Origin of the sequence: Mycobacterium sp. 141, assembly GCF_000382405.1 — a bacterium.
Taxonomy (GTDB): Bacteria; Actinomycetota; Actinomycetes; order Mycobacteriales; family Mycobacteriaceae; genus Mycobacterium.
Genome location: NZ_KB908255.1, coordinates 103,827 through 123,697, shown reverse-complemented (window position 1 = coordinate 123,697; position 19,871 = coordinate 103,827). Strand labels below are relative to the sequence as shown.

General features: G+C 64.7%; 18 protein-coding genes, 4 tRNA genes and 1 pseudogene. 16 read left to right on the top strand and 7 right to left on the bottom strand.

The genetic code is table 11. From position 1 onward, the window contains the following. Nucleotides 1–9: 9 nt before the first annotated feature. Nucleotides 10–699 (top strand): hypothetical protein, encoded by a 690-nt coding sequence (locus tag H276_RS22375; RefSeq protein ID WP_019969384.1) that lies wholly within the window; start codon nucleotides 10–12, stop codon nucleotides 697–699. 338 nt (nucleotides 700–1,037) lie between these two features. Here H276_RS22375 and H276_RS25105 read toward each other — a convergent pair whose 3' ends face one another. Next, complete coding sequence (locus tag H276_RS25105) at nucleotides 1,038–1,622, bottom strand: hypothetical protein (RefSeq protein WP_019969383.1); 585 nt, start codon at nucleotides 1,620–1,622, stop codon at nucleotides 1,038–1,040. On the opposite strand from H276_RS25105, the pseudogene H276_RS22365 reads away from it, so the two are divergent. After that, nucleotides 1,564–2,946: pseudogene (locus tag H276_RS22365) on the top strand (acyl-CoA carboxylase subunit beta); the annotation flags it as partial. The gene H276_RS25105 and the pseudogene H276_RS22365 overlap by 59 nt on opposite strands. Before the next feature lie 425 nt (nucleotides 2,947–3,371). Here H276_RS22365 and H276_RS0100685 read toward each other — a convergent pair. After that, nucleotides 3,372–3,446 (bottom strand) — tRNA-Val (locus H276_RS0100685). 390 nt (nucleotides 3,447–3,836) lie between these two features. Between H276_RS0100685 and H276_RS0100680 the strand changes: the two genes are divergently transcribed. The 4 genes from H276_RS0100680 to H276_RS0100665 all read left to right on the top strand — a co-directional run bounded on the left by H276_RS0100680 (nucleotide 3,837) and on the right by H276_RS0100665 (nucleotide 5,666). Further along, nucleotides 3,837–3,909 (top strand) — tRNA-Gly (locus H276_RS0100680). Between the two features lie 27 nt (nucleotides 3,910–3,936). Continuing rightward, a tRNA-Cys gene (locus tag H276_RS0100675) sits at nucleotides 3,937–4,010 on the top strand. Between the two features lie 13 nt (nucleotides 4,011–4,023). Then, nucleotides 4,024–4,098, top strand: a tRNA-Val gene (locus H276_RS0100670). 908 nt (nucleotides 4,099–5,006) lie between these two features. Further along, nucleotides 5,007–5,666: a heme oxygenase (biliverdin-producing) gene (locus H276_RS0100665; RefSeq protein ID WP_019969381.1), complete on the top strand. Its 660-nt coding sequence runs from the start codon at nucleotides 5,007–5,009 to the stop codon at nucleotides 5,664–5,666. Between the two features lie 25 nt (nucleotides 5,667–5,691). Here H276_RS0100665 and H276_RS0100660 read toward each other — a convergent pair whose 3' ends face one another. Both H276_RS0100660 and H276_RS0100655 read right to left on the bottom strand, forming a co-directional pair. Next, a complete protein-coding gene (locus H276_RS0100660) occupies nucleotides 5,692–6,783 on the bottom strand; it encodes a 3-deoxy-7-phosphoheptulonate synthase (protein WP_026356427.1) in 1,092 nt (363 codons plus the stop codon). A 227-nt stretch (nucleotides 6,784–7,010) separates the two neighbouring features. Further along, entirely contained in the window at nucleotides 7,011–8,264 is a 1,254-nt protein-coding gene (locus tag H276_RS0100655; RefSeq protein ID WP_019969379.1) for an MFS transporter, read from the bottom strand. Between the two features lie 47 nt (nucleotides 8,265–8,311). Between H276_RS0100655 and H276_RS0100650 the strand changes: the two genes are divergently transcribed. Beyond that, the gene (locus H276_RS0100650) at nucleotides 8,312–8,977 is read left to right on the top strand and encodes a FadR/GntR family transcriptional regulator (RefSeq protein WP_019969378.1); all 666 of its coding nucleotides are present in this window, start codon (nucleotides 8,312–8,314) and stop codon (nucleotides 8,975–8,977) included. On the opposite strand, the gene H276_RS0100645 is transcribed toward H276_RS0100650, so the two are convergent. Continuing rightward, on the bottom strand, nucleotides 8,965–9,300 hold the full coding sequence (locus H276_RS0100645) for a helix-turn-helix domain-containing protein (RefSeq protein WP_019969377.1): 336 nt from the start codon (nucleotides 9,298–9,300) through the stop codon (nucleotides 8,965–8,967). The two genes, H276_RS0100650 and H276_RS0100645, sit on opposite strands and share 13 nt — an antisense overlap. 50 nt (nucleotides 9,301–9,350) lie before the next feature. On the opposite strand from H276_RS0100645, the gene H276_RS0100640 reads away from it, so the two are divergent. Continuing rightward, a complete protein-coding gene (locus H276_RS0100640; protein WP_036460392.1) occupies nucleotides 9,351–10,091 on the top strand; it encodes an SDR family oxidoreductase in 741 nt (246 codons plus the stop codon). Between the two features lie 13 nt (nucleotides 10,092–10,104). Here the strand turns inward: H276_RS0100640 and H276_RS22360 are convergent, their stop codons facing one another. Further along, complete coding sequence (locus tag H276_RS22360; protein WP_019969375.1) at nucleotides 10,105–11,502, bottom strand: HAMP domain-containing sensor histidine kinase; 1,398 nt, start codon at nucleotides 11,500–11,502, stop codon at nucleotides 10,105–10,107. Nucleotides 11,503–11,601: 99 nt separating this feature from the next. Between H276_RS22360 and H276_RS0100630 the strand changes: the two genes are divergently transcribed. The 3 genes from H276_RS0100630 to H276_RS0100620 all read left to right on the top strand — a co-directional run bounded on the left by H276_RS0100630 (nucleotide 11,602) and on the right by H276_RS0100620 (nucleotide 13,452). Then, entirely contained in the window at nucleotides 11,602–12,357 is a 756-nt protein-coding gene (locus H276_RS0100630) for a Clp protease N-terminal domain-containing protein (protein WP_019969374.1), read from the top strand. Nucleotides 12,358–12,365: 8 nt separating this feature from the next. Beyond that, nucleotides 12,366–12,791, top strand: a complete 426-nt coding sequence (locus H276_RS0100625; protein WP_019969373.1) for a PPOX class F420-dependent oxidoreductase — start codon at nucleotides 12,366–12,368, stop codon at nucleotides 12,789–12,791. A 91-nt stretch (nucleotides 12,792–12,882) separates the two neighbouring features. Next, nucleotides 12,883–13,452, top strand: a complete 570-nt coding sequence (locus H276_RS0100620; RefSeq protein ID WP_019969372.1) for a GNAT family N-acetyltransferase — start codon at nucleotides 12,883–12,885, stop codon at nucleotides 13,450–13,452. 48 nt (nucleotides 13,453–13,500) lie between these two features. Here H276_RS0100620 and zapE read toward each other — a convergent pair whose 3' ends face one another. Next, nucleotides 13,501–14,589, bottom strand: a complete 1,089-nt coding sequence (zapE, locus tag H276_RS0100615; protein ID WP_196807807.1) for a cell division protein ZapE — start codon at nucleotides 14,587–14,589, stop codon at nucleotides 13,501–13,503. On the opposite strand from zapE, the gene H276_RS0100610 reads away from it, so the two are divergent. The 5 genes from H276_RS0100610 (at nucleotide 14,588) to H276_RS0100590 (ending at nucleotide 19,866) form a co-directional block, all read left to right on the top strand. Further along, the gene (locus H276_RS0100610) at nucleotides 14,588–15,361 is read left to right on the top strand and encodes a pyrimidine reductase family protein (RefSeq protein ID WP_019969370.1); all 774 of its coding nucleotides are present in this window, start codon (nucleotides 14,588–14,590) and stop codon (nucleotides 15,359–15,361) included. The genes zapE and H276_RS0100610 overlap by 2 nt on opposite strands. Nucleotides 15,362–15,386: 25 nt before the next feature. Next, nucleotides 15,387–16,958 (top strand): alpha/beta hydrolase, encoded by a 1,572-nt coding sequence (locus tag H276_RS0100605; RefSeq protein ID WP_196807806.1) that lies wholly within the window; start codon nucleotides 15,387–15,389, stop codon nucleotides 16,956–16,958. Between the two features lie 21 nt (nucleotides 16,959–16,979). After that, the gene (gene aftC / locus H276_RS0100600; protein ID WP_026356426.1) at nucleotides 16,980–18,272 is read left to right on the top strand and encodes an arabinofuranan 3-O-arabinosyltransferase; all 1,293 of its coding nucleotides are present in this window, start codon (nucleotides 16,980–16,982) and stop codon (nucleotides 18,270–18,272) included. Nucleotides 18,273–18,351: 79 nt separating this feature from the next. After that, nucleotides 18,352–18,768: a peptide-methionine (R)-S-oxide reductase MsrB gene (msrB, locus tag H276_RS0100595; RefSeq protein ID WP_019969367.1), complete on the top strand. Its 417-nt coding sequence runs from the start codon at nucleotides 18,352–18,354 to the stop codon at nucleotides 18,766–18,768. Nucleotides 18,769–18,783: 15 nt separating this feature from the next. After that, a complete protein-coding gene (locus tag H276_RS0100590) occupies nucleotides 18,784–19,866 on the top strand; it encodes a VIT1/CCC1 family protein (RefSeq protein ID WP_019969366.1) in 1,083 nt (360 codons plus the stop codon). Nucleotides 19,867–19,871: the final 5 nt, after the last annotated feature.

Here is a 19,871-nt window from a genome sequence, read left to right as displayed (position 1 = left end):
CATATAAACATGTTTTTTGTGGTCACCGGGGCTATCGGCTTTTTACTTCAGCTGGTTACGTCGTCCAACAACCGTCAGCGGGAACGACGCTTCTTCTGGACAGGTTTTATAATCGTGGCGGTTTCAGCATTTTTCATCGCATATCCACCGGATGCAAAGTCGGGACTTCTATGGCTCGCGTTCGCTTCCTTTTTGATGCTGTCTCGGGCCTACATGATGACCTCAAACATAAAGATTCGTGGCAAGATTTACGCATTCCACGTCGACGATAGCCGACCGGACCCGTCCCCTGACGGCTCGCCACCGTCGAGCGATACGCCGGACTACGATCCGGCACCCGACTCCTACAGCGGATTTGCCACTGCCGGGAAAACGTGGACGCTTCTCATCCTCACCATGGCCATATGCTCGTTGAATGTCGTCATATATGTCACGGACAAGGAAAGACCGTTGCTTGCATTAGTGCTGGCAGCCCTGCTCGTAGCCTTAGCAGCTGGGTTCGGCTACGGAGACGCGATTTGGGAATATCCGATCGCGCGCGGTCAACACATTCAGTTCTTCATCATATCAATCATCACAGCTGGCGTGTTTACCGTCCTCTATCTCGCCGCATATTTCACGGGCAAGCGGTGGCCACGGCGCAATAAAAGGTCCATGGAATATCGCGCCCATCCGCGCCATCAACAAAAGTGGTCGTGATTCTCCCTCGGAACGCCAATGGACAAGGCGCGTTTCCTCATCGAGCTTTGTCGGTCAACCATTTTCCAGTCAGATTAGTAGCCCTTCAGTCCGTCGACCTGGAACCCGAAAACCTGACGCTGAGCTGCGATTGTGATGTCACTAGTCTGGTGAATGCTGGCGTCAGACCCTCCCGCTCCAATCTGCCCCGTTCGTGAACGTTGACGTCGCCAGATTCATTCATCCGGCGACGGCTGACAATGCGTCTCGCGACGGCAGCATCAGGTTGGTCTCAATAGACGCTGCGTTCCTATCCTGGATCCCGAGTGGAGCGATGCACCTGAGGTGGCTATTGGCCGTCATGGGGCCTCTGTGTTCACCGGAGGCTTTTCGAGGAATCTGAGGGCACTGTGGTGTTCGTGTCCGATCCGGCGCAGGCTAAGTAGCAACTGGCCGAAAACGACCTGACCGATCACCATATGCTGCACAACCGCATCGCGGTCCTCGATCCGGTGGGCTGCCCCGAGCCTGCTGACCTCGTATTCTGCGAGGGCGTCGATGAGTCCCAAATATGTTGCGGATTGTTGTAAGTCGAACATCGCGCCTAAATCGATGATCACCCCGAGCAGGCCGGCGAGATGGTCTAGCGCAGGTGAGTCCGGACGCACATGTGTCCAGCCGGCTTGCTGCACTACTTGCTGAGCGAGCACACGCATTTCTGCGGTCACAGCATCCGATTTGCGCGCCAGTGCGTCATAGGCGGCTCCGTTCATCTCGTGCATCGACAGCGATTCGTTTTGCACCGCGTCCACGATTTCCTTGAGGTCAGCTACCGGTACGTCTCCGACCTCGCGCAGCACACGCAACAGTCGCAGTCGCGCCACAGGCGCACTGGTCCGCACTCCCGGCGATCCCAACGCCCTGTACAGCGACGGCGTCGTCACCGGCTACGGCACCATCAACGGGCGACCCGTGGGCGTGTTCTCGCACGACCAGACCGTCTTCGGAGAGCCTAGGAGAAATGTTTGGCCGCAAGGTCGCAAACCTCATGGAGTGGTGCGCCCGCTGCGTGTGCCCGATCATCGGCATCAACGACTCCGGCGGTGCCCGTATCCAGGACGCGGCGACATCGTTAGCCTGGTACGCCGAGCTGGGTTACCGACACGAGATGCTGTCCGGCCTGGTGCCACAGATCTCGATGATTTTCGGGAAATGTGCTGGCGGGGCGGTATATTCACCGATCCAGACCGACCTCATCGTCGCGGTACGCGACCAGGGCTACATGTTTGTCACCGGCCCCGACATCATCAAAGACATCACCGGCGAAGTCATCACCTTCGATGAACTCGGCGGCGCCGACGCCCAAGCGCGCTACGGAAACATCCATCAGGTCGTGGAGTCCGAGGCGGCGGCGTTTCATTACGTCCGCGACTTCCTGGCCTTCCTACCCTCGAACTGTTTCGACGACGCGCCGATCGTGAACCCCGGACTGGAACCAAACGTCACACCCCACGATCTGGAACTGGATGCCATCGTCCCCGACGCCGACAACACCGCCTACGACATGCACGAAATCCTGCTGCGTATCTTCGATGACGGTGATTTTCTCGAGGTCGGCAGCCAGGCCGGGCTTGCCGTCATCACCGGTTATGCCCGTGTCGATGGACATCCCGTCGGGGTGATCGCCAATCAGCCGATGCATATGTCGGGGGCCATCGACAACGATGCTTCCGATAAAGCCGCACGGTTCGTACGGTTCTGTCACGCCCTCAACACACCCCTGGTCTTCGTCGTCGACACGCCTGGATTTCTACCCGGCGCCGAGCAGGAGAAGAACGGAATCATCAAACGCGGCGGTCGGTTCCTGTTCGCGGTAGGGGAAGCGGATGTGCCGAAAGTGACTGTGACCGTGCGTAAGTCCTATGGTGGCGCGCACACCGTGATGGGCTCAAAGCAACTCGCCGCTGATCTGAACTATGCGTGGCCTACAGCCCAAATAGCCGTCATCGGCGCCGAGGGTGCCGCCCACCTATTGGTCAAGCGGTTCCCGGATCCCACCGCTCCCGAAGTGCAGAAGATCAAGGCCGAATTTGTCGCCGGCTACAAAGCCAATATGGCGACCCCGTGGATCGCCGCCGAACGCGGTTACATCGACGCCGTGATCCAGCCACACGAACCCGCCCACTGTTGAGGAAGTCACTAAAGCTATTGCGTGACAAACAGAATCACGGTCGCTTGCTCCGCAAGACTGGACTAACCCCAATCTGACCCCCACGACCGCGCGGACGCAACTCAAGCCCTTATTGGGCTTCGCCGCACCCGGCAAGTAGCGCCTCCGTGCCCTCGCGGCGGCCCTCCCGAGTCGAGCAACTTACCGCGATTCGCCGTGACGCCCGCGCAGTGCTGTCGGTGCGAGAACTCCAACGTCGTCACAGCCTGGGCTCGCGCACCGTGCAAGCGCCACTGGCATCCGCTTAGCTCGCCCCAGCGGCGGCGCCTATCCACCGCGCACGTCGAAGCTTGACCCCTTCAAACCCCTCATAGATCAGATCCTCGACGCCGATCCGCGACCTCCACGCCGACGAACTCGACCAACTTCACGCAACCGAGTGTCACACACCCAAGACCGGACACAAACCAGACGAAATCAATTGGCCATCGAGTGCATAACCCGTGTCTATTCAGGCAAAATGTGGTGGTCCCGGCTGGTATCGAACCAGCGACCTTCCGCGTGTGAGGCGGACGCTCTCCCACTGAGCTACGAGACCGGACTAACGACGTCGAAGACTAGCACGAGCTTTCGGCGTAGCCAGAATCGCCACTACCGTCTGCCGGCGCTTCGTTAACGGCGGCCTGGCTCACCTCCGAGCATTTCACTTGCTCGTCACGTGCGGCTTGGTTGTTGCTGGGCGCGACTCGTCGCACCGGGCGAACGTCGGAGCAGCACCATAGCCGCCGAAAAACTGTCGACGTCGAGAGCAAGACGATCGGGACGTCGTGACGGCCCACGGATTTTCGATTCTGACGGAGGGCGTACCGCTTGTTCTGAAACACCGATTTTGGGTGCTCGTTCCCCTCCCGTAATGGGGATTTGTGTCTGCGCGCCCCAGTGCACTAATGTTCTGCATCGCGACGGGCGACGATCTCGCCCGTGGCGCGCGGATGTAGCGCAGTTGGTAGCGCATCACCTTGCCAAGGTGAGGGTCGCGGGTTCGAATCCCGTCATCCGCTCGAAGGTGCAGTGGCATCAACCCCAGCGGTGGAGTGGCCGAGTGGCGAGGCAACGGCCTGCAAAGCCGTGCACGCGGGTTCGATTCCCGTCTCCACCTCCAACGGTTTCGACTCGCGCGATTAGCTCAGCGGGAGAGCGCTTCCCTGACACGGAAGAGGTCACTGGTTCAATCCCAGTATCGCGCACCATAGCTTATGCAGCTCAGAGGCTATTTCAAAAGTTTGAGCGGGTTCGTGCCCAATCGGTCGGCAGGCTCGACATCACGAATCGCGACAGCAGGCGATTGCCGCAGCAGACCGCTTTCAAATTACCTATCTGCCAATACTTTTGGACGTTCTACGGTCTCCGACCGTGACTCTCATCACGAACCGTCCGCATGTGCCCATTCCATTCGGCGCCGCTAGTCCGACGGTGTCGGCTCGCACGTCTCGGACGTATTGGGAGAAGCGACCAGGACATCACTTCATGCGCCACCTCGGTGCCGTCGGCAGCCTCTGCCCCAATTACACGGCCACTCCATCCCCGATGTAACGATCTGAGTCTCCATGGAGGCGCCAGGGGGTCGTAGCGATAGCACTGGAGGCCGCCGTAGACGTGCTGTACGGGACCGTCACGGCACAGCGCCCCCTCCTCGCAGTTGGCCGCCCACCGGATCGCCAAAGTAGGCGTGTGAGGTTGGCGCGGCTATCAGCATGTGAGCGGTGATGCTCAGCAGCCCCGCAGAGATGGACTTGAACTTCATTGGCCGTGACCTCTCATCGCGAGATACCGTACGAATCACCATGCCGCCCAACAGGTTCGCAACGGCCCCGAGACGCCCAGGAGAAGCTCCCACCGCACACTTGCGTCAAACGGTTGAAACGTTAGAGACATCGACGATCCGGCCGACCGGCTGGCGGGTTTCATCCGGTGTCAAGAACGGTTCGCAGCACGTATTCGACTACCACCACGTGATCACGAATCGCGAGCGAACGGTTCATTGTCGTGCTGTGGGCGCGCCGACGTAGACCTCCGTCCACGCGCATGCGATGCTAATTTTCTGACACGTTGTCGACATGATGTTGCCGACGTGTCGTCAAAGCCATGGAGTCGTAACATGTCGCCGAGCACAGCCGTCGCACCCGAGCTAGACCGATCGTTGTCGGTCGCCATGCGCGAAGGCTCGAGAGCCGAACACGATGCCGTAGAGCAATCGTCATTCATGGCCGAGCTGCTGGGCGGGCGAGTCAACGTTCAGGGCTACGGTGACTATCTGCTGCGGTTGCGTGCGGTGTATCGGACATTGGAAACCGTTGTGCGAGCCCACAACAACGATCCGTTGGTCGCAGCGGTGTACGACCCGGCGTTGGAGCGGCTCGCCGCGCTCGACGACGATCTCGACTACTGGTTACCCGACGCTCCGCGTGAGGTGGACTCCCCCGCCGCGCAGGAGTACTGCGCCCGGATCGCCGATGCGGACTGGGGCGGGGTGTTGGTGGCCCACCACTACACTCGTTACCTGGGCGACCTCTCCGGCGGGCAGGCAATCGGCCGGATCCTCGATCGCACATTCCGTCTGGCAGGCGCAGGCCTGGCATTCTATGCATTTTCGATGCGCGCCAAGCCGTACAAGGACGCCTACCGGACGCGCCTCGACAGACTCGGCATCGACGACGACGGTATCGACCGGGTGGTCGACGAGGTGAAGGTGGCTTTCGGCCTGAACCAGGCGATATTCGACGAGCTCACCGCCAATCTCGACACCTACCGCCAGTAGATATCAGACCAGGGATACGACTGGCTCAGGAGTCCATCCCGGCCGGCGAATCGTCACGAGCGTGGGGATCGCGGGCGAGCTCGCGTAACACCAGATCGGTTGTATCCCAGTCCATGCACTTGTCGGTGACCGACTGCCCGTAGGTCAGCGGGCAGGCCTCGGGCGACTGGGCACCGGCGACGAGGAAGCTCTCCAACATCACGCCGCTGACTGGGAGGCCGTCGCGGACGAGTTGTGCCACCTCGCCGGCAACAACCGCCTGACGCACATGATCCTTACCGGAATTGGCGTGGCTGCAATCGATCACGACCCGCCCGGGCAGCCCCGCAGCAGTGAGCTTCGCGGCCGCGGCGGTCACGGACTCAGCTCCGTAGTTCGGGCCGTCGGTGCCGCCGCGCAGGATCACGTGGCAGTCCTCGTTGCCTTCCGTGGTCACCACGGCACCGCGTCCCATGTCGTCCATGCCGAAGAAGACATGCTCGGCGGCAGCGGATTTCACGCCGTCGACGGCCACCTGAATGTTGCCGTCGGTACCGTTCTTGAACCCGACCGGCATCGACAGTCCCGATGCCAGCTGGCGGTGCACCTGAGATTCGGTGGTGCGGGCGCCGATCGCACCCCACGCCACCGCATCGGCGATGTATTGCGGGCTGGTCGGCTCGAGGAATTCGCAGCCGACGGGCAGCCCGATGTCGATGATGTCCAGCAGCAGCTTGCGTGCAATCCGCAGACCGCGGGTCACGTCGAAGGTGCCGTCCATGTCCGGATCGTTGATCAGGCCCTTCCAGCCGACCGTGGTGCGCGGCTTCTCGAAGTAGACGCGCATCACGATCTTGAGCCGGTCTTTGAGCTCGTCGGCCACCTTGACCAGCCTGCTCGCGTAGTCGAGCGCCGCGGCCGGATCGTGTACCGAACACGGACCCACAACAACCAGCAGCCGGTCGTCACGGCCCGCAAGGATGTCGGCGATCTCGTCGCGGGCGCGGGCCACTTCCTCGGCCCGGCGGGCACCCAGCGGGAACTCCGCGAGCACATCGTGCGGGCTGGGTATCGCGCTGAAGCGGCGGATCCGCCGGTCCGATGTGGCGGGCGGCGTCACGATCTGCGCCAAAGTCATCGTTGGGGTGCCTTCCTGATGGTGGGCACCTGTTGAACTATCCGGCGCCCTTGAATGACGAAAGGTAGTGACCTGATGGTCACTACCTGGGCTCCGGGTGGATGCGTGCTTACCGCTGCGCTTTATCGGCTCCGCCCGGAGCCACAATAAAGCGCCGATAGCCGACGCATACACCGATGTTCACGTCGGCCAGGCTACACGACTACCGCAACCCGCCGCCAACCGTGTCACACGTACCGGTCACGCCCCGCCAGCGCACCGGCGACCATCTGTGCCGCATAGACCACCAGCACCATGATCCACGGAATGGTCCACCCGGCGGTCAAATCGTGCAGCAGACCGAACAGGAACGGGCCTGTCGCGCCGATCAGATAGCCCAGGCCCTGCACCATGCCGGACAGCCCGGCAGTGTCCTCGGCATCGCGGGCCCGCAGCGCAATCACGGTGAGCCCCAACGAGAACACGCTCATGCCGATCCCAACCAGCACGCTCCACAGCAAGGGTGAGAATGCCGGATCGACCAACAGACCGACCATGCCGACGAAGCCGAGCACACCCAGTCCGACGATCCATCCGCTCTGGTTCTTCTGCCGCGCGGCCAGCGGCGGAATGATCAGGCTGATCGGCACAGCCAGCACCGATAGCAGGCCCAGCAGCAGGCCGGCGTCACTCTTGGTTACGCCGTTGTCGATGAACACCTCGGGCAGCCAGCCCATCACGATGTAGGCCAGGAACGCCTGGCAGCCGAAGAACAACGTCACGGTCCAGGCCAGGGGGCTGCGCAGAAGCCGGCGACCAGGGTTGTCGCCGGTCGGGGCTGCGGCGCGCGCGCTCCGGATGGCGCGCGAGGCGGGGACCCAGAGCAGCAACGCGAGCAGCGCCAGCAGCACCCAGCTGCCCACGGCCTCTCGCCAACCGCCCAGCACCGGCTCCAGCGGCGGGGTAATGGCCGAGCCCAGCGCCCCGCCGCCCTGCAGGGCCGCGGTGTAGACGCCGGTCATGAGACCGATCCGGGCCGGGAAGCACCCTTTGATGACGACCGGGATGAGCACATTGACGAGGGCAATTCCGGCGCTGGCAACCAGCGTGCCGCCGATCACCACATACTGGCCGTCCAGCACGCGCACCACCAGGCCGACGCTCAGAATGACCAACGCCACCGAGATCGCGTTGCCCAGCCCGACCCGGCGGGCCAGCCAAGGCGCGGCCATACCGGCAGCGGCGAAGCACAGCACGGGCAGCGTGGTCAGGGCGCCGGCCCAGATGGCCGAGGCGCCCAGCGCGTCACGCATATCCCCCAGCAGCGGGGCGACACTGGTGACGGCCGGCCTCAGGTTGAGCGCGGTGAGCACCACGGCCATAACCAGCAGGGCCCCGCCTGCGGCCATCGCAGCAGGCCGGAGCTCCACCGCGCCGTCGAGCTCGAGTTCGAGATCGTGCTCGTAGGTATGGGGTGGATTGCGCTGTACGTTCTCAGTCACTCAGCTATGGTTACATACATCCTATGATTGGATGAAAGGGGTTTCAGGTGCCGCTTGTCACAACCCGGCGGACCGGCCTGGTGGACCAGGTGATCGAGCAGCTGCGTACGTCGGTCAGCTCCGGAGAATGGCCGGTCGATTCGAAGATCCCCACTGAACCCGAACTCGTCGAGGCATTCGGTGTCGGGCGCAACACCGTCCGCGAGGCGATTCGAGCCCTGGCACACAGCGGAATCCTCGAGGTCCGCCAGGGTGACGGCACCTATGTGCGCGCCACCAGTGAGGTATCCGGCGCCCTGCGCCGGCTGTGCGGGTCCGAGCTGCGGGAAGTCCTGCAGGTGCGACGTTGCCTGGAGGTCGAAGGCGCCCGGCTGGCGGCCACCGCCCGCACCGAACAGGATCTGACCGAGCTGCGCGCACTACTGGACCGCCGCGACACCGCGTCCGACGACGAGTTCGCGCACGTGGACACCGAATTTCATCTCGCCGTGGTGCGCGCCTCGCACAACACGGTGCTGATCGAGCTCTATCGCGGGCTCACCGAAGCAATCGTGGCCAGTGTTGCCACCACGAGCGACACACCACACGCGCGATCGATCCCGCACGACGGCCTGGTCGAGGCCATCGCCGCCGGTGAGGTCGACCGCGCCGGGAACGAAGCCAGCGGCTTCCTCGACGAGCTACTGGCGCGCGTGCCCGTTCAGGACTGCTGAGCAGCCCGCGCTTCGGCCCATTCCCACACATCGGTCAGGGCCGCACCGAGAGCGGCGCCACCGACCGTAAGCTCCCAGGCGCCCGCCTCGTTCTTGGCCACCAGCCCGGCTGCCGTGAGCTGTTTGAGCCGCTCGGAGAGCATGCTCGACGAGCAATTGCCCATGCGGCGGCGCAGTTCCAGAAAACCGAGCGAGCCGGGTTCGAGCTCCCAGATCACCCGCAGAATCCAGCGTTGCCCCAGCAGCTCCATGGCCGCCAACAACGGCCCGTTCGCAGGGTCGTCACCCCGGTGAACGAACTGCGGCCCGTTTGCGCTTCTCATTTAGAAGCAGCATAGTAGTGCTAAATCAGAAGCACGAAAGGGGGCGCGGCGTGAACCGGCGAACAGCACTCGTGACGGGAGGTTCCCGCGGGATCGGCGCCGAGGTGGCCCGTCACCTCGGCGCGGCAGGCGTGCACGTCGTCATCAACTACCGGGAGAAGGCCAAGCGAGCCCGTGCCATCGCAGATGAGATTGCCGTGGCCGGCGGTTCAGCGGACATCGCCGGAGCCGATCTGAGCGATCCCGGCGCCTCCGCCGAGATGATGCATCGGCTCGCCGAGACCTACGGACGGCTGGACATGTTGGTGCTCAACGCATCCGGAGGCCTCGAGCGCGGCGCCGATCCCGGTTACGCCATGCGGATCAACCGCGACGCACAGGTGCGGCTGACCGAGATGGCGCTGCCGCTGCTCACTTCCGGTGGCCGGATCGTATTCGTCACCAGTCATCAGGCGCACTTCCACGGCCAGCAGCCGGTGCCCGCGGACTACCTGCCCGTCGCCGCCAGCAAGCGTGCCGGCGAAGACGCCCTACGTGCTATGCAGCCGGTGTTCGACACACTCGGCGTCACGTTCACCGTGGTGTCCGGCGACATGATCGACGGCACGATCATCGTGCGACTGTTGGCGCGCCGCGATCCGGATGCCGTTGCCGCACGGCGTGTTCACGGCGACTTGCCGACGGTCGAGGAGTTCGCCGGCGCAGTCGCCACGGCTGCGCTCGACCCCGTCGCCGCCCGGGGCACCGTGTATGTCGGCGGCGCGGACTACCTGGCAGCTGCCGGACGCTGAGGGCCCGGACCGGTCAAAACGGCGTCTCACCAGTCTCCGAATGAATGATCGGCAACCGCAACAGCAAACGCGCGCCACCAAGCGGACTGGCCTCCAACGAGGCTGTCCCACCGTGCAATTCGGCCTGCTGAGCCACCAGCGCCAGTCCGAGACCCGAGCCCGACCGCGACGCCGTCGTCCCGCGGGCAAAGCGCTCGAACACCTCGGCGCGTTCGGCCTCGGGCACCCCGGATCCGTTGTCGTCGACCACAATCTGCACATCGTCGGCCGAACGCACTGCACTGAGCCGGATCTCGGTCGCGCCGCCGTGTTTGACGGCGTTGGCGATGGCGTTGTCAATCACCAGCCGCAGGCCGGCGGGCATGCCCTGCATCAGCACGGTAGGTGACGGCATCAGGGTCGCGCGCAATCCCGGGTAGACCCGCAGCGCGTCATGTGCTGCACGGTCGAGCAATTCGGTGACATCGACGGGTACGAAGTCCTCGACGGTGGTCAAGTCCCCTTGCGCAAGCCGTTCGAGCGCTGTGAGGGTGGCCTCGATGCGGCTCTGCGTGCGCATCAAGTCGCCGATCACTTCCTGGCGCTGCTCGGGAGTCATGTCCAGGGTGTACATCACTTCCAGGTTGGTACGCATGGCCGTCAGCGGGGTCCGCAACTCGTGCGACGCGACAGCGGCGAAATCCCGGGCCGATTCGAGCGCGGCCTTGGTGCGCTGCTGTTCATCGCCGATGCGATCGAGCATGCCCTCCACCGCCTCTGCGATCTCGACCGCTTCTCGCACACCACGTACCTGGACCTCGTCCGGCTTGGACTGGGCGTTGATCGCTCGGGCCTGCTGCGCCAACACCCGGAACGGGTTGATCATCACCAGCGAGATCACCCACCCCACCACGACGGTGCCTCCGATGACGCCCGCGCAGATCAGGATCACCCGCAGATGTAGCTCATCGATACGACGCTGCGTTTCGGCGAGCGGAGCACCTAGGGCGATCGACGCCGGACCCGCGGTAAACGTCCGCACCCGGTATTCAACGCCATCGATCGTGGTATTGGCGTAGCCATTCTCCAACTGCGGCAACACGATATCGCTGGGCACCGAGACCGTGATCCCACCGATGTGGGCGGTGCGCACCAGTCCCCCGGCATCGGGTGTGGACTTGGCGTTTCCGGCCTGTCGGGGGCTGTTCAGCAGCGTGCTCAGATCGCCCAGGCTGCTCAGCGAATCCAATCGGCGGTCCAGCTGGCTGTACTGGTCGTTGGTCACGCCGATCCACACCCAGGCGCCGAGCGTGAGGACGAGGATCACGACGGAAAGTGCCGCGACGATCACGATGCTGCGCAGCGACAACACCCGCGACACCGGCCGAAGGATCGGCCGGAGCAGCTGGATCACGCGGTCTTCGAAGTTCATCGGCGCTTATCTTGCCCGATCGTCGGGGCGCTGCGCTTGGGACAAACGCGCGTCAACCTGGGGTTGACGTTTTTGGTGCGTCAACTTAGAGTTGACGCTATGAACGAGTCCGTCAAAATCACCAACCCCGTCCGCCTCGACGACCTCATTCATGCCATCAAGCAGGCGCATTCGGAGCCTCTCGAACAGCTCACCGATGCCGTGATCGCCGCCGACGCCCTGGGCGAGATCTCCGATCACCTCATCGGGCACTTCGTCGACCAGGCCCGGCGTTCCGGTGCCTCATGGACCGAGATCGGCAGCTGCATGGGCGTCACCAAGCAGGCTGCCCAGAAGCGGTTCGTGCCCAAGGTGCCCGGCTTCGATCCGTCCGCGCTCGACCCCAACGCGGGATTCGGCCGGTTCACCCCGCGGGCCCGCAATGTCGTGGTGGCCGCGCAGAACACCGCCCACGCAGCCGGTAACGCCGAGATCGTCGCCGACCACCTGCTGCTCGCGCTGTTCAGCCAACCCGAGGGATTGGCCGCCAAACTGCTCATCGGCCAGGGCATCGACGCCGACATTGTCCGCGGCGCCGTCACCCTGCCGCCACGCGCAGGCGAGCTCCCCGCGCTGATCCCGTTCGCCCCCACCGCGAAGAAAGCTCTCGAACTGACGTTTCGCCAGGCACTTCGACTGGGCCACAACTACATCGGCACCGAACACATCCTGTTGGCGCTGTTCGAGGCGGAGCCCGACGACGGCGCGCTACACCGGCTCGGTGTCGACCCGCTGCGGTTGGAAGCCGATCTGGCCAAGGCACTGGAGCCCTACACCCAGGCCAGAGCGGGAATGAAAGAGGGCGAGGATTCGTAGCACTGGGCGTGAAGCTCAACGACGCCGCACGCGCACTCATCGGATCCGGTGCCGACGCCACTCTCGTCACGCTCAACCCGGACGGCAGCCCGCAGGTCACCCTGGTGTGGATGGCGCTGCAGTCCACGCCTGAGGGCGACGAGTTGGTCACCGCGCACCTCGCCGAACACAAGAAAATCCGCAATATCCGCCGTGATCCGCGGGTCGCGGTGACGATCGTCGACCCGGGACACGTCGGCCAGGTGATGCGCCCGTACCTGGCCGTCAACGGAACGGCCCGCGTCGTCGAGGGCGGTGCGCCCGAACTGCTCAAGGAGCTGGCCCAGACGCTGGCCGCCCCGGACATCGCATTCCCGCCGCCGGATGCCCCGGCCGGGTGGCTCACCCGGATCCGCATCGACAAGGTCGGCGGCGTGGGCCCCTGGGCTTCCTGACCGCCAGCCGGCCGTCGAGGACACACCGATCGGCCAGATTCGGCCGGACACTGCGGGTCAACTACGACGCGCGCGCCGCTACCGTAACGAGATGACACCCGCCACCGTCGTCGTCGAGCAGGCACGCCGCGCCGATCTACCCGAGCTGGCAGCCGTCGCGGCCGCCACATTCCCGTTGGCGTGTCCCCCGTCGTCGACACCGGACAACATCGCCGCGTTTATTGCCGAGCACCTCTCCGAACAACGGTTCGGCGAATACCTGGGCGATCCGGAACGGATACTGCTCGTCGCCCGGGATGATTCCGCGCACGCCAGGAGTGGAAACACCGGGGCAATTGTCGGGTACGTCATGCTGATTCGCGGCGTACCCGATGACGAGGATGTGCAACGAGCCGTTGCGGTGCGTCCGGCAATCGAACTGTCCAAGATTTATGTGCTGCCCGACCGGCACGGTGCTGGTGCAGCCGCCACACTCATGACCGAGGCATTGCAGCGGGCAGCCACGCTCGGGTTCAGCTCGGTGTGGCTGGGTGTCAACCAGAAAAATCAACGTGCCCAACGCTTCTACGCCAAATACGGCTTTACCGTCAGCGGTACCAAGACGTTTCGGTTGGGCGCCGGCATCGAGAACGATTACGTGATGGTACGGCTCGTTTCCTGATGCCGAGCAGTCGCGGAATCGCCCTGAACCCCGTGAAATAGCGCGATTCTATGACTGCTCGCCGAGGGAAGCTTGGGCGGCGGCGGTCAGCGCCAGCAGGCGGGAGGTGGCTCGCAGGTACTTCTTGCGAAACCCGCCGGCGAGCATCTCCGCGCTGAAGATGGTGTCCAGCTTGGTTCCCGAAGCCAGCACCGGAATGCCGGCGTCGTAGAGCCTGTCGGTCAGCGCCACCAGACGCAGCGCCACGCTCTGATCGTCGATCGGGTGCACACCGGTGATGAACACCTCGGTGACGCCTTCGATCAGCGCCTGGTAGCGCGACGGATGCATGGTGGCCAGGTGTGCGCACAGGGCGTCGAAGCCGTCGAGTGTGGCCCCGGACGTCACCGTGGCGCGGTCCTCCACCTGGTCGTCGGTCAGCGGCTCGGGGGCCGGTGGCAGGTCCCGGTGACGGTAGTCGGGCCCCTCGATGCGCACTGTGGTGAAGATCTGAGCCAGCGTGTTGATCTCCCGCAGGAAGTCCTGCGCCGCGAACCGGCCCTCACCGAGCTGCTCGGGCAGTGTGTTGGAGGTCGCCGCGATCGACACACCGCGTTCGACGAGTGCCGACAACAGCCGCGAGATCAGTGTGGTGTTGCCCGGATCGTCGAGCTCGAACTCGTCGATGCACACCACCACATAGTCGGCCAGCAGGTCGATGCACTCGTTGTAGCCGAACACGCCGGCCATCTGGGTGAGCTCGCCGAATGTGGCGAACGCCGTCGGCGCATCCCCCGCGGCTGACAACGTGTAGTACGTCGACGCCAGCAGGTGGGTCTTACCGACACCGAACCCACCGTCCAAATACAACCCCACGCCTGGCAGCACCGCACGCTTGCCGAACAGCTTCTTCTTCCCGGCCCGCCGCACCGCCGCCTGCTCGCAGAACTGCCGGCACGACTGCACGGCCGCGGCCTGTGACGGTTCCGCCGGATCGGGCCGGTAACTGTCGAAGCTGACGTCGGAGAACGTCGGCGGTGGGATCAACTGCGCAACCAACCGCTCCGGGGTGACCGTGGGATGCCGATCGGCAAGGTGGGCGATGACGCTAGACCCCTGCATGCAAGCAGCGTAGCGACGTGCTCCAATTCTGCTCATGCCCGATGACACCGCTGGGACACAGCTCACAGTGCTCGGCCCTATCGACACCGCCGACGACCGCCAGGTGCGTGAGCTCTACGCCTACCCCGATGACCTGCAGCGTTGCTGGGTGCGCGGCAACATGATCTCGAGTCTGGACGGCGGCGCCACGTCGGACGGGAAATCGGGCGGGCTGGCCGGACCGGGTGACCGCGCCCTGTTCAACATCATGCGCGAGGCCGCCGACGTCATTCTGATGGGCGCGGCCACGGTACGCATCGAGAACTATTCGGGCGCCCAGCTCTCCGCCGCGCAACGCGAGGCCCGACGGCGGCGCGGCCAGGCGGAGATACCGCCGATCGCCGTCGTCACCGCGTCGGCCAACCTCGACCACGATTCGAAATTCTTCACCCGCACCGAAGTTGCCCCCCTGATCCTCACGTGCGCCAACACAGTCGCCGATGCACGCCATCGGCTCGGCGCGATCGCGGAGGTGATCGACGCGTCAGGCTCCGACCCGGGCCGGGTCGACTTCGCGGTGGCGCTGCGGATCCTTGCCGAGCGAAAACTGTTTCGGGTGCTGACCGAAGGCGGGCCGCAGGTGCTGAGCACACTGATCGAGGACCATCTGCTGGACGAACTGTGTCTGACGGTCGCGCCGCTGCTCGTCGGTGGGGTCGCGCGCCGTATCGCCACCGGGCCCGGCCAGGTGCACGCCCAGATGCGTCCGGCCCATCTGCTCACCGACCATGAGGGCTACCTGTACACCCGTTACGTCCGCAGCCGATGACAGACCTATCGCTACTGTGGTCACCATGCGTCATCAGCTGGTGAGGGCCCTGAGTGTGTCGACCATCGCGGTGTCGGCACTGCTTTCCGGGTGCGCCCCCATCCTTGCCGCGGACCCGAAGTACGCCACCGGCACCGGCGCCCACCCGCAGGGACAACCCGAGACCACCGCACCCCAACCGGCGGGCCCACCGCCGATGGAAGCTCCGAAAAACGATCCGCTGCAATGGCGGGACTGCACCGCACGCCTGTTCGGCAACGCCGCGACACCGCCGGTACCCGGGGTCAAGCTGGACTGCGCCACCTACGATGCCGACCTCGACCCGATCGAAGGCGCCAGTGGATCGCTGAACATCGGTGTGGTGCGGGCGACCTCGGCGCAGACACCGGCCGACGCGGCCCCGTTGGTGATGACCACGGGGTCCGACATCCCGTCCTCGGTCCAGCTGCCGGCGTGGTTGTCGCGGTCGGGAGCCGACGTCCTGGCGGCCCATCCGATCGTCGCCGTCGACCGCCGCGGCATGGGCTTGTCTGAGGCGGTGGACTGCCGCGATGCGTACGACCGTCAGGAAATGCACGACCAGGCCCAGTTCGAGTCCGGCAACGACCCGGTCGCCAATCTGGGTGCGGTGACCCAGACCGCCACCACGAACTGCACCGACACCATCGCCCCAGGCGACTCGGCGTACAACAACGCCCACGCCGCCGAGGATCTCGAACGGTTGCGCAGCACCTGGGACGTTCCGGCCCTGGCGCTGCTCGGCATCGGCAACGGTGCACAGGTCGCGCTGGCCTACGCCGGCTCGCACCCGAACAAGGTGTCACGGCTGCTCCTCGATTCACCCCTGCCGTTGGCCATCGGCGCCGAGGCCGCCGCCGAACAGCGGGTCAAGGGCCAGCAGGCGGCGCTCGACGCATTCGCCGCGCAGTGTGTCGCCACCAACTGCCCGCTCGGAGCAGACCCCAAAGGGGCGGTCGACGCGGTGCTGGCCGATGCCCGCGCGGGCCGCGGGCCCGGCGGGGCATCGGTGGCCGCCGTGGTCGACGCCATCAGCACCGCGCTGGGGTTCCCGCGCGGTGACCGCGTCGGCTCCACCAACGATCTGGCAGCCGCGCTGGCCGCCGCCCGGTCCGGCGACCCGACTCTGCTCAACGATCTGATCACGCAAGCACAGTCGCTGCGGCAGACCGACGGTCAGTTCATCAACAGTTGCGGCGATGCCCTCAACCGGCCGACACCTGACCGGGTACGCGAACTCGTCGTGCAGTGGGGCAAGCTCTACCCCGAGTTCGGCACTGTCGGTGCCCTGGATTTGGTGAAATGCCTGAACTGGCCTAGCAGTTCGGCACCCGCGGATCCCAAGGACCTCAGCATCCCGGTACTGATCCTCGGTGTGCAGAACGACCCCATCGTCGGTAGTGACGGCGTGTCGGCCGTTGCCGCCAGCATCATCAACGCCGGCGCCATCAACCGGCGGGTCATGTGGCAGGGCATCGGCCACGGCGCCAGCATCTACACCCCCTGTGCGCTGCAACCGATCACGCTATATCTCGACACCGGCAAGGTGCCGGACACCGACACGTTCTGTCCTGCCTGACAGCTCGCCCTCCGGTCACCGGTGTACGGTTCGGGCGTGACGGCAGTCGATTCCATCCGTAACGGCCTTTTGGGGGCATTCGGTCCCCGCACCTCCCCGCCCAGCACTGCGACGGTGCTGCGCTCGGTCTTGTGGCCGCTGGCGATCATGTCGATCATCCACCGCAGCTACGTGCTGTCCACCAACGGCTACATCACCGACGACTTCGGTCCGGTGTACCGCGCGGTGTCGAATTTTCGGCGGCACTGGGCCATCTACAACGAACATTTCAACTTCGTCGACCCGCACTACCTGTATCCACCGGGCGGCACCCTGTTGCTGGCCCCGTTCGGATTCCTGCCGGAGTTCGCATCCCGCTTCTGGTTCGTCGCGTTCAATTCGATAGCCGTCATCATCGCGGCCTGTCTTCTGGTGCGGCTGTTCAAATTCTCTCTGACCTCGGTGGCACTGCCGGCCCTCCTGCTGGCCATGTTCTGCACCGAATCAGTAACCAACACACTGGTTTTCACCAATATCAACGGCTGTATCCTGCTGGCCGAGGTGCTGTTCTTCCGCTGGCTGCTCGACGGCAAGCAGAACCATCAGTGGTTGGCGGGCGCAGCAATCGGGATGACGCTGGTGGTCAAACCACTGCTCGGCGTCCTGCTGTTGCTACCGCTACTGAACCGTCAGTGGCGTGCGTTGGTCACGGCATTCGCAGTGCCGATCGTGTTCAACGCGGTGGCCTGGCCCCTGTCGGCGGACCCGATGGGCTTCGTGCACAACACGCTGCCCTACATCATGCAGACCCGCGACTACTTCAACTCCGCCATCGTGGGCAACGGCATCTACTACGGGCTGCCGATGTGGCTGATCGTCGCGCTGCGCCTCGCGTTCGTGGTACTCGCCGTAGTCAGCCTGTGGCTGCTGTACCGCTACTACCGCGAACGCGACCAACTGTTCTGGATGCTGACCTCCTCGGGCGTGCTGTTGATCACCTCGTGGCTGGTGCTCTCGCTCGCCCAGGGCTATTACTCGATGACGCTGTTCCCGTTCCTGATGACGGTGGTGCTGCCGAACTCGGTGATCCGGAACTGGCCTGCGTGGCTTGGGGTCTACGGGTTCATGACGATGGATCGCTGGTTGATGTGGCGCTGGCCGACGACCGGCCGCTTCCTGGAGTACATGAAGATCACCTACGGCTGGTCGCTGATCCTGATCGTGGTGTTCTGCGTGCTGTACTTCCGCTACCTGGACGCCAAGGCTGACGATCGGCTCGACGACGGCATTGACCCGGTGTGGCTGAACCGGCCGCGAGAAGCCGTCTCGGCGTGAGCCCCACAGCATGACCGCGGTGTATCCCGGACATCGGCGGATCTGGCGCGTGTTGATGCACACCACGTAATTTGGGGATATGACGAACCCGGGTCCCAAGCTGGAACTGACCGATGACCAGTGGCGCGAGAAGCTCACTCCGGCAGAGTTCGCGGTGCTGCGACGGGCAGGTACCGAACGCCCCTTCACCGGGGAGTACACCGACACGAAGACCGAAGGGGTCTACGAGTGCCGGGCCTGCGGCGCCGAGCTGTTCCGCAGCACCGAGAAGTTCGAATCCCATTGCGGTTGGCCATCTTTCTTCGACCCGACCAATTCAGACGCGGTGATCCTGCGGTCCGACGATTCCCTCGGTATGCGCCGGGTCGAAGTGCTGTGCGCCCACTGCCACAGCCACCTCGGTCATGTCTTCAAAGGCGAGGGTTATCCCACCCCTACCGACCAGCGGTACTGCATAAACTCGATCTCGCTTCGCCTGGTACCGGCTGAGAGCTGAGAGGCGCCGTCGAGCATGGCTGCTTCGCAGCCCACCGACTCGCAGTTGCGACGGTGGCGACAATACCTGGCCAATGAACGCGCCGAGGCCGCTGTGTACCGGGATCTGGCACAGCGCCGCGAGGGTGCCGAACCGGACATCCTGCTGGAGCTGGCCGCCGCAGAGGGCAGGCACGAGCGGTATTGGTTGACTTTGCTCGGCGACCAGGTGGGCCACCCTCGCCGGCCCGACGTGCGGACCCGCGCACTGGGCTTCCTGGCCCGGCACCTCGGTTCGGTCTTCACTCTGGCGCTCGCGCAACGCGCCGAGGCACGTTCGGCCTACGAGACCGACACCGATGCCACGCCGACGATGGCCGCAGACGAACGCATCCACATGGAGGTCGTACGCGCACTCGCCAGCCGGGGCCGTGACCAACTGTCGGGGAGCTTCCGCGCCGCGGTATTCGGCGCCAATGACGGGCTCGTCAGCAATCTGGCGCTGGTGCTGGGCATCAGCGCCACCGGGGTGTCCAATCAAACGATTCTGGCGACAGGTCTGGCCGGGTTGATCGCGGGAGCGCTGTCCATGGGCGCCGGTGAGTACGTATCGGTCAACTCACAACTCGAACTGCTGGAGGCCTCCACGCCCAGTGCCACCGCCGGTACCGCGGTGCGGGCGCTCGATGTCGACGCCAACGAGCTGGAGCTGGTGTACCGGGCCCGCGGCATGAGCCAGCGGGAGGCCGCCGACCGCGCCGCCGAGGTCTTCGCGAGCCTGCGGTCCGGCGCGCTGGGTGACTCACCGTTCGGCGAGGTGTCCACCGAGAAGCGCGAAGCCGTGGGAACCGGATTGCGGGCGGCGACGTCGAGCTTCTTGTTCTTCGCGTCCGGGGCACTGATCCCGGTGCTGCCCTACCTGTTCGGACTTGCCGGCATCGTCGCCGTGGTGGTGTCAGCGGTCCTGGTCGGGTTGGCGTTGCTGACGACGGGCATGACCGTGGGCCTGCTCTCCGGCGGTCCGCCGCTGCGACGTGCGATGCGCCAACTGCTGATCGGCTACGGCGCCGCCAGCGTCACTTATCTGCTGGGCCTGTTGTTCGGTGCTGCGGCGGGTTGATCGCC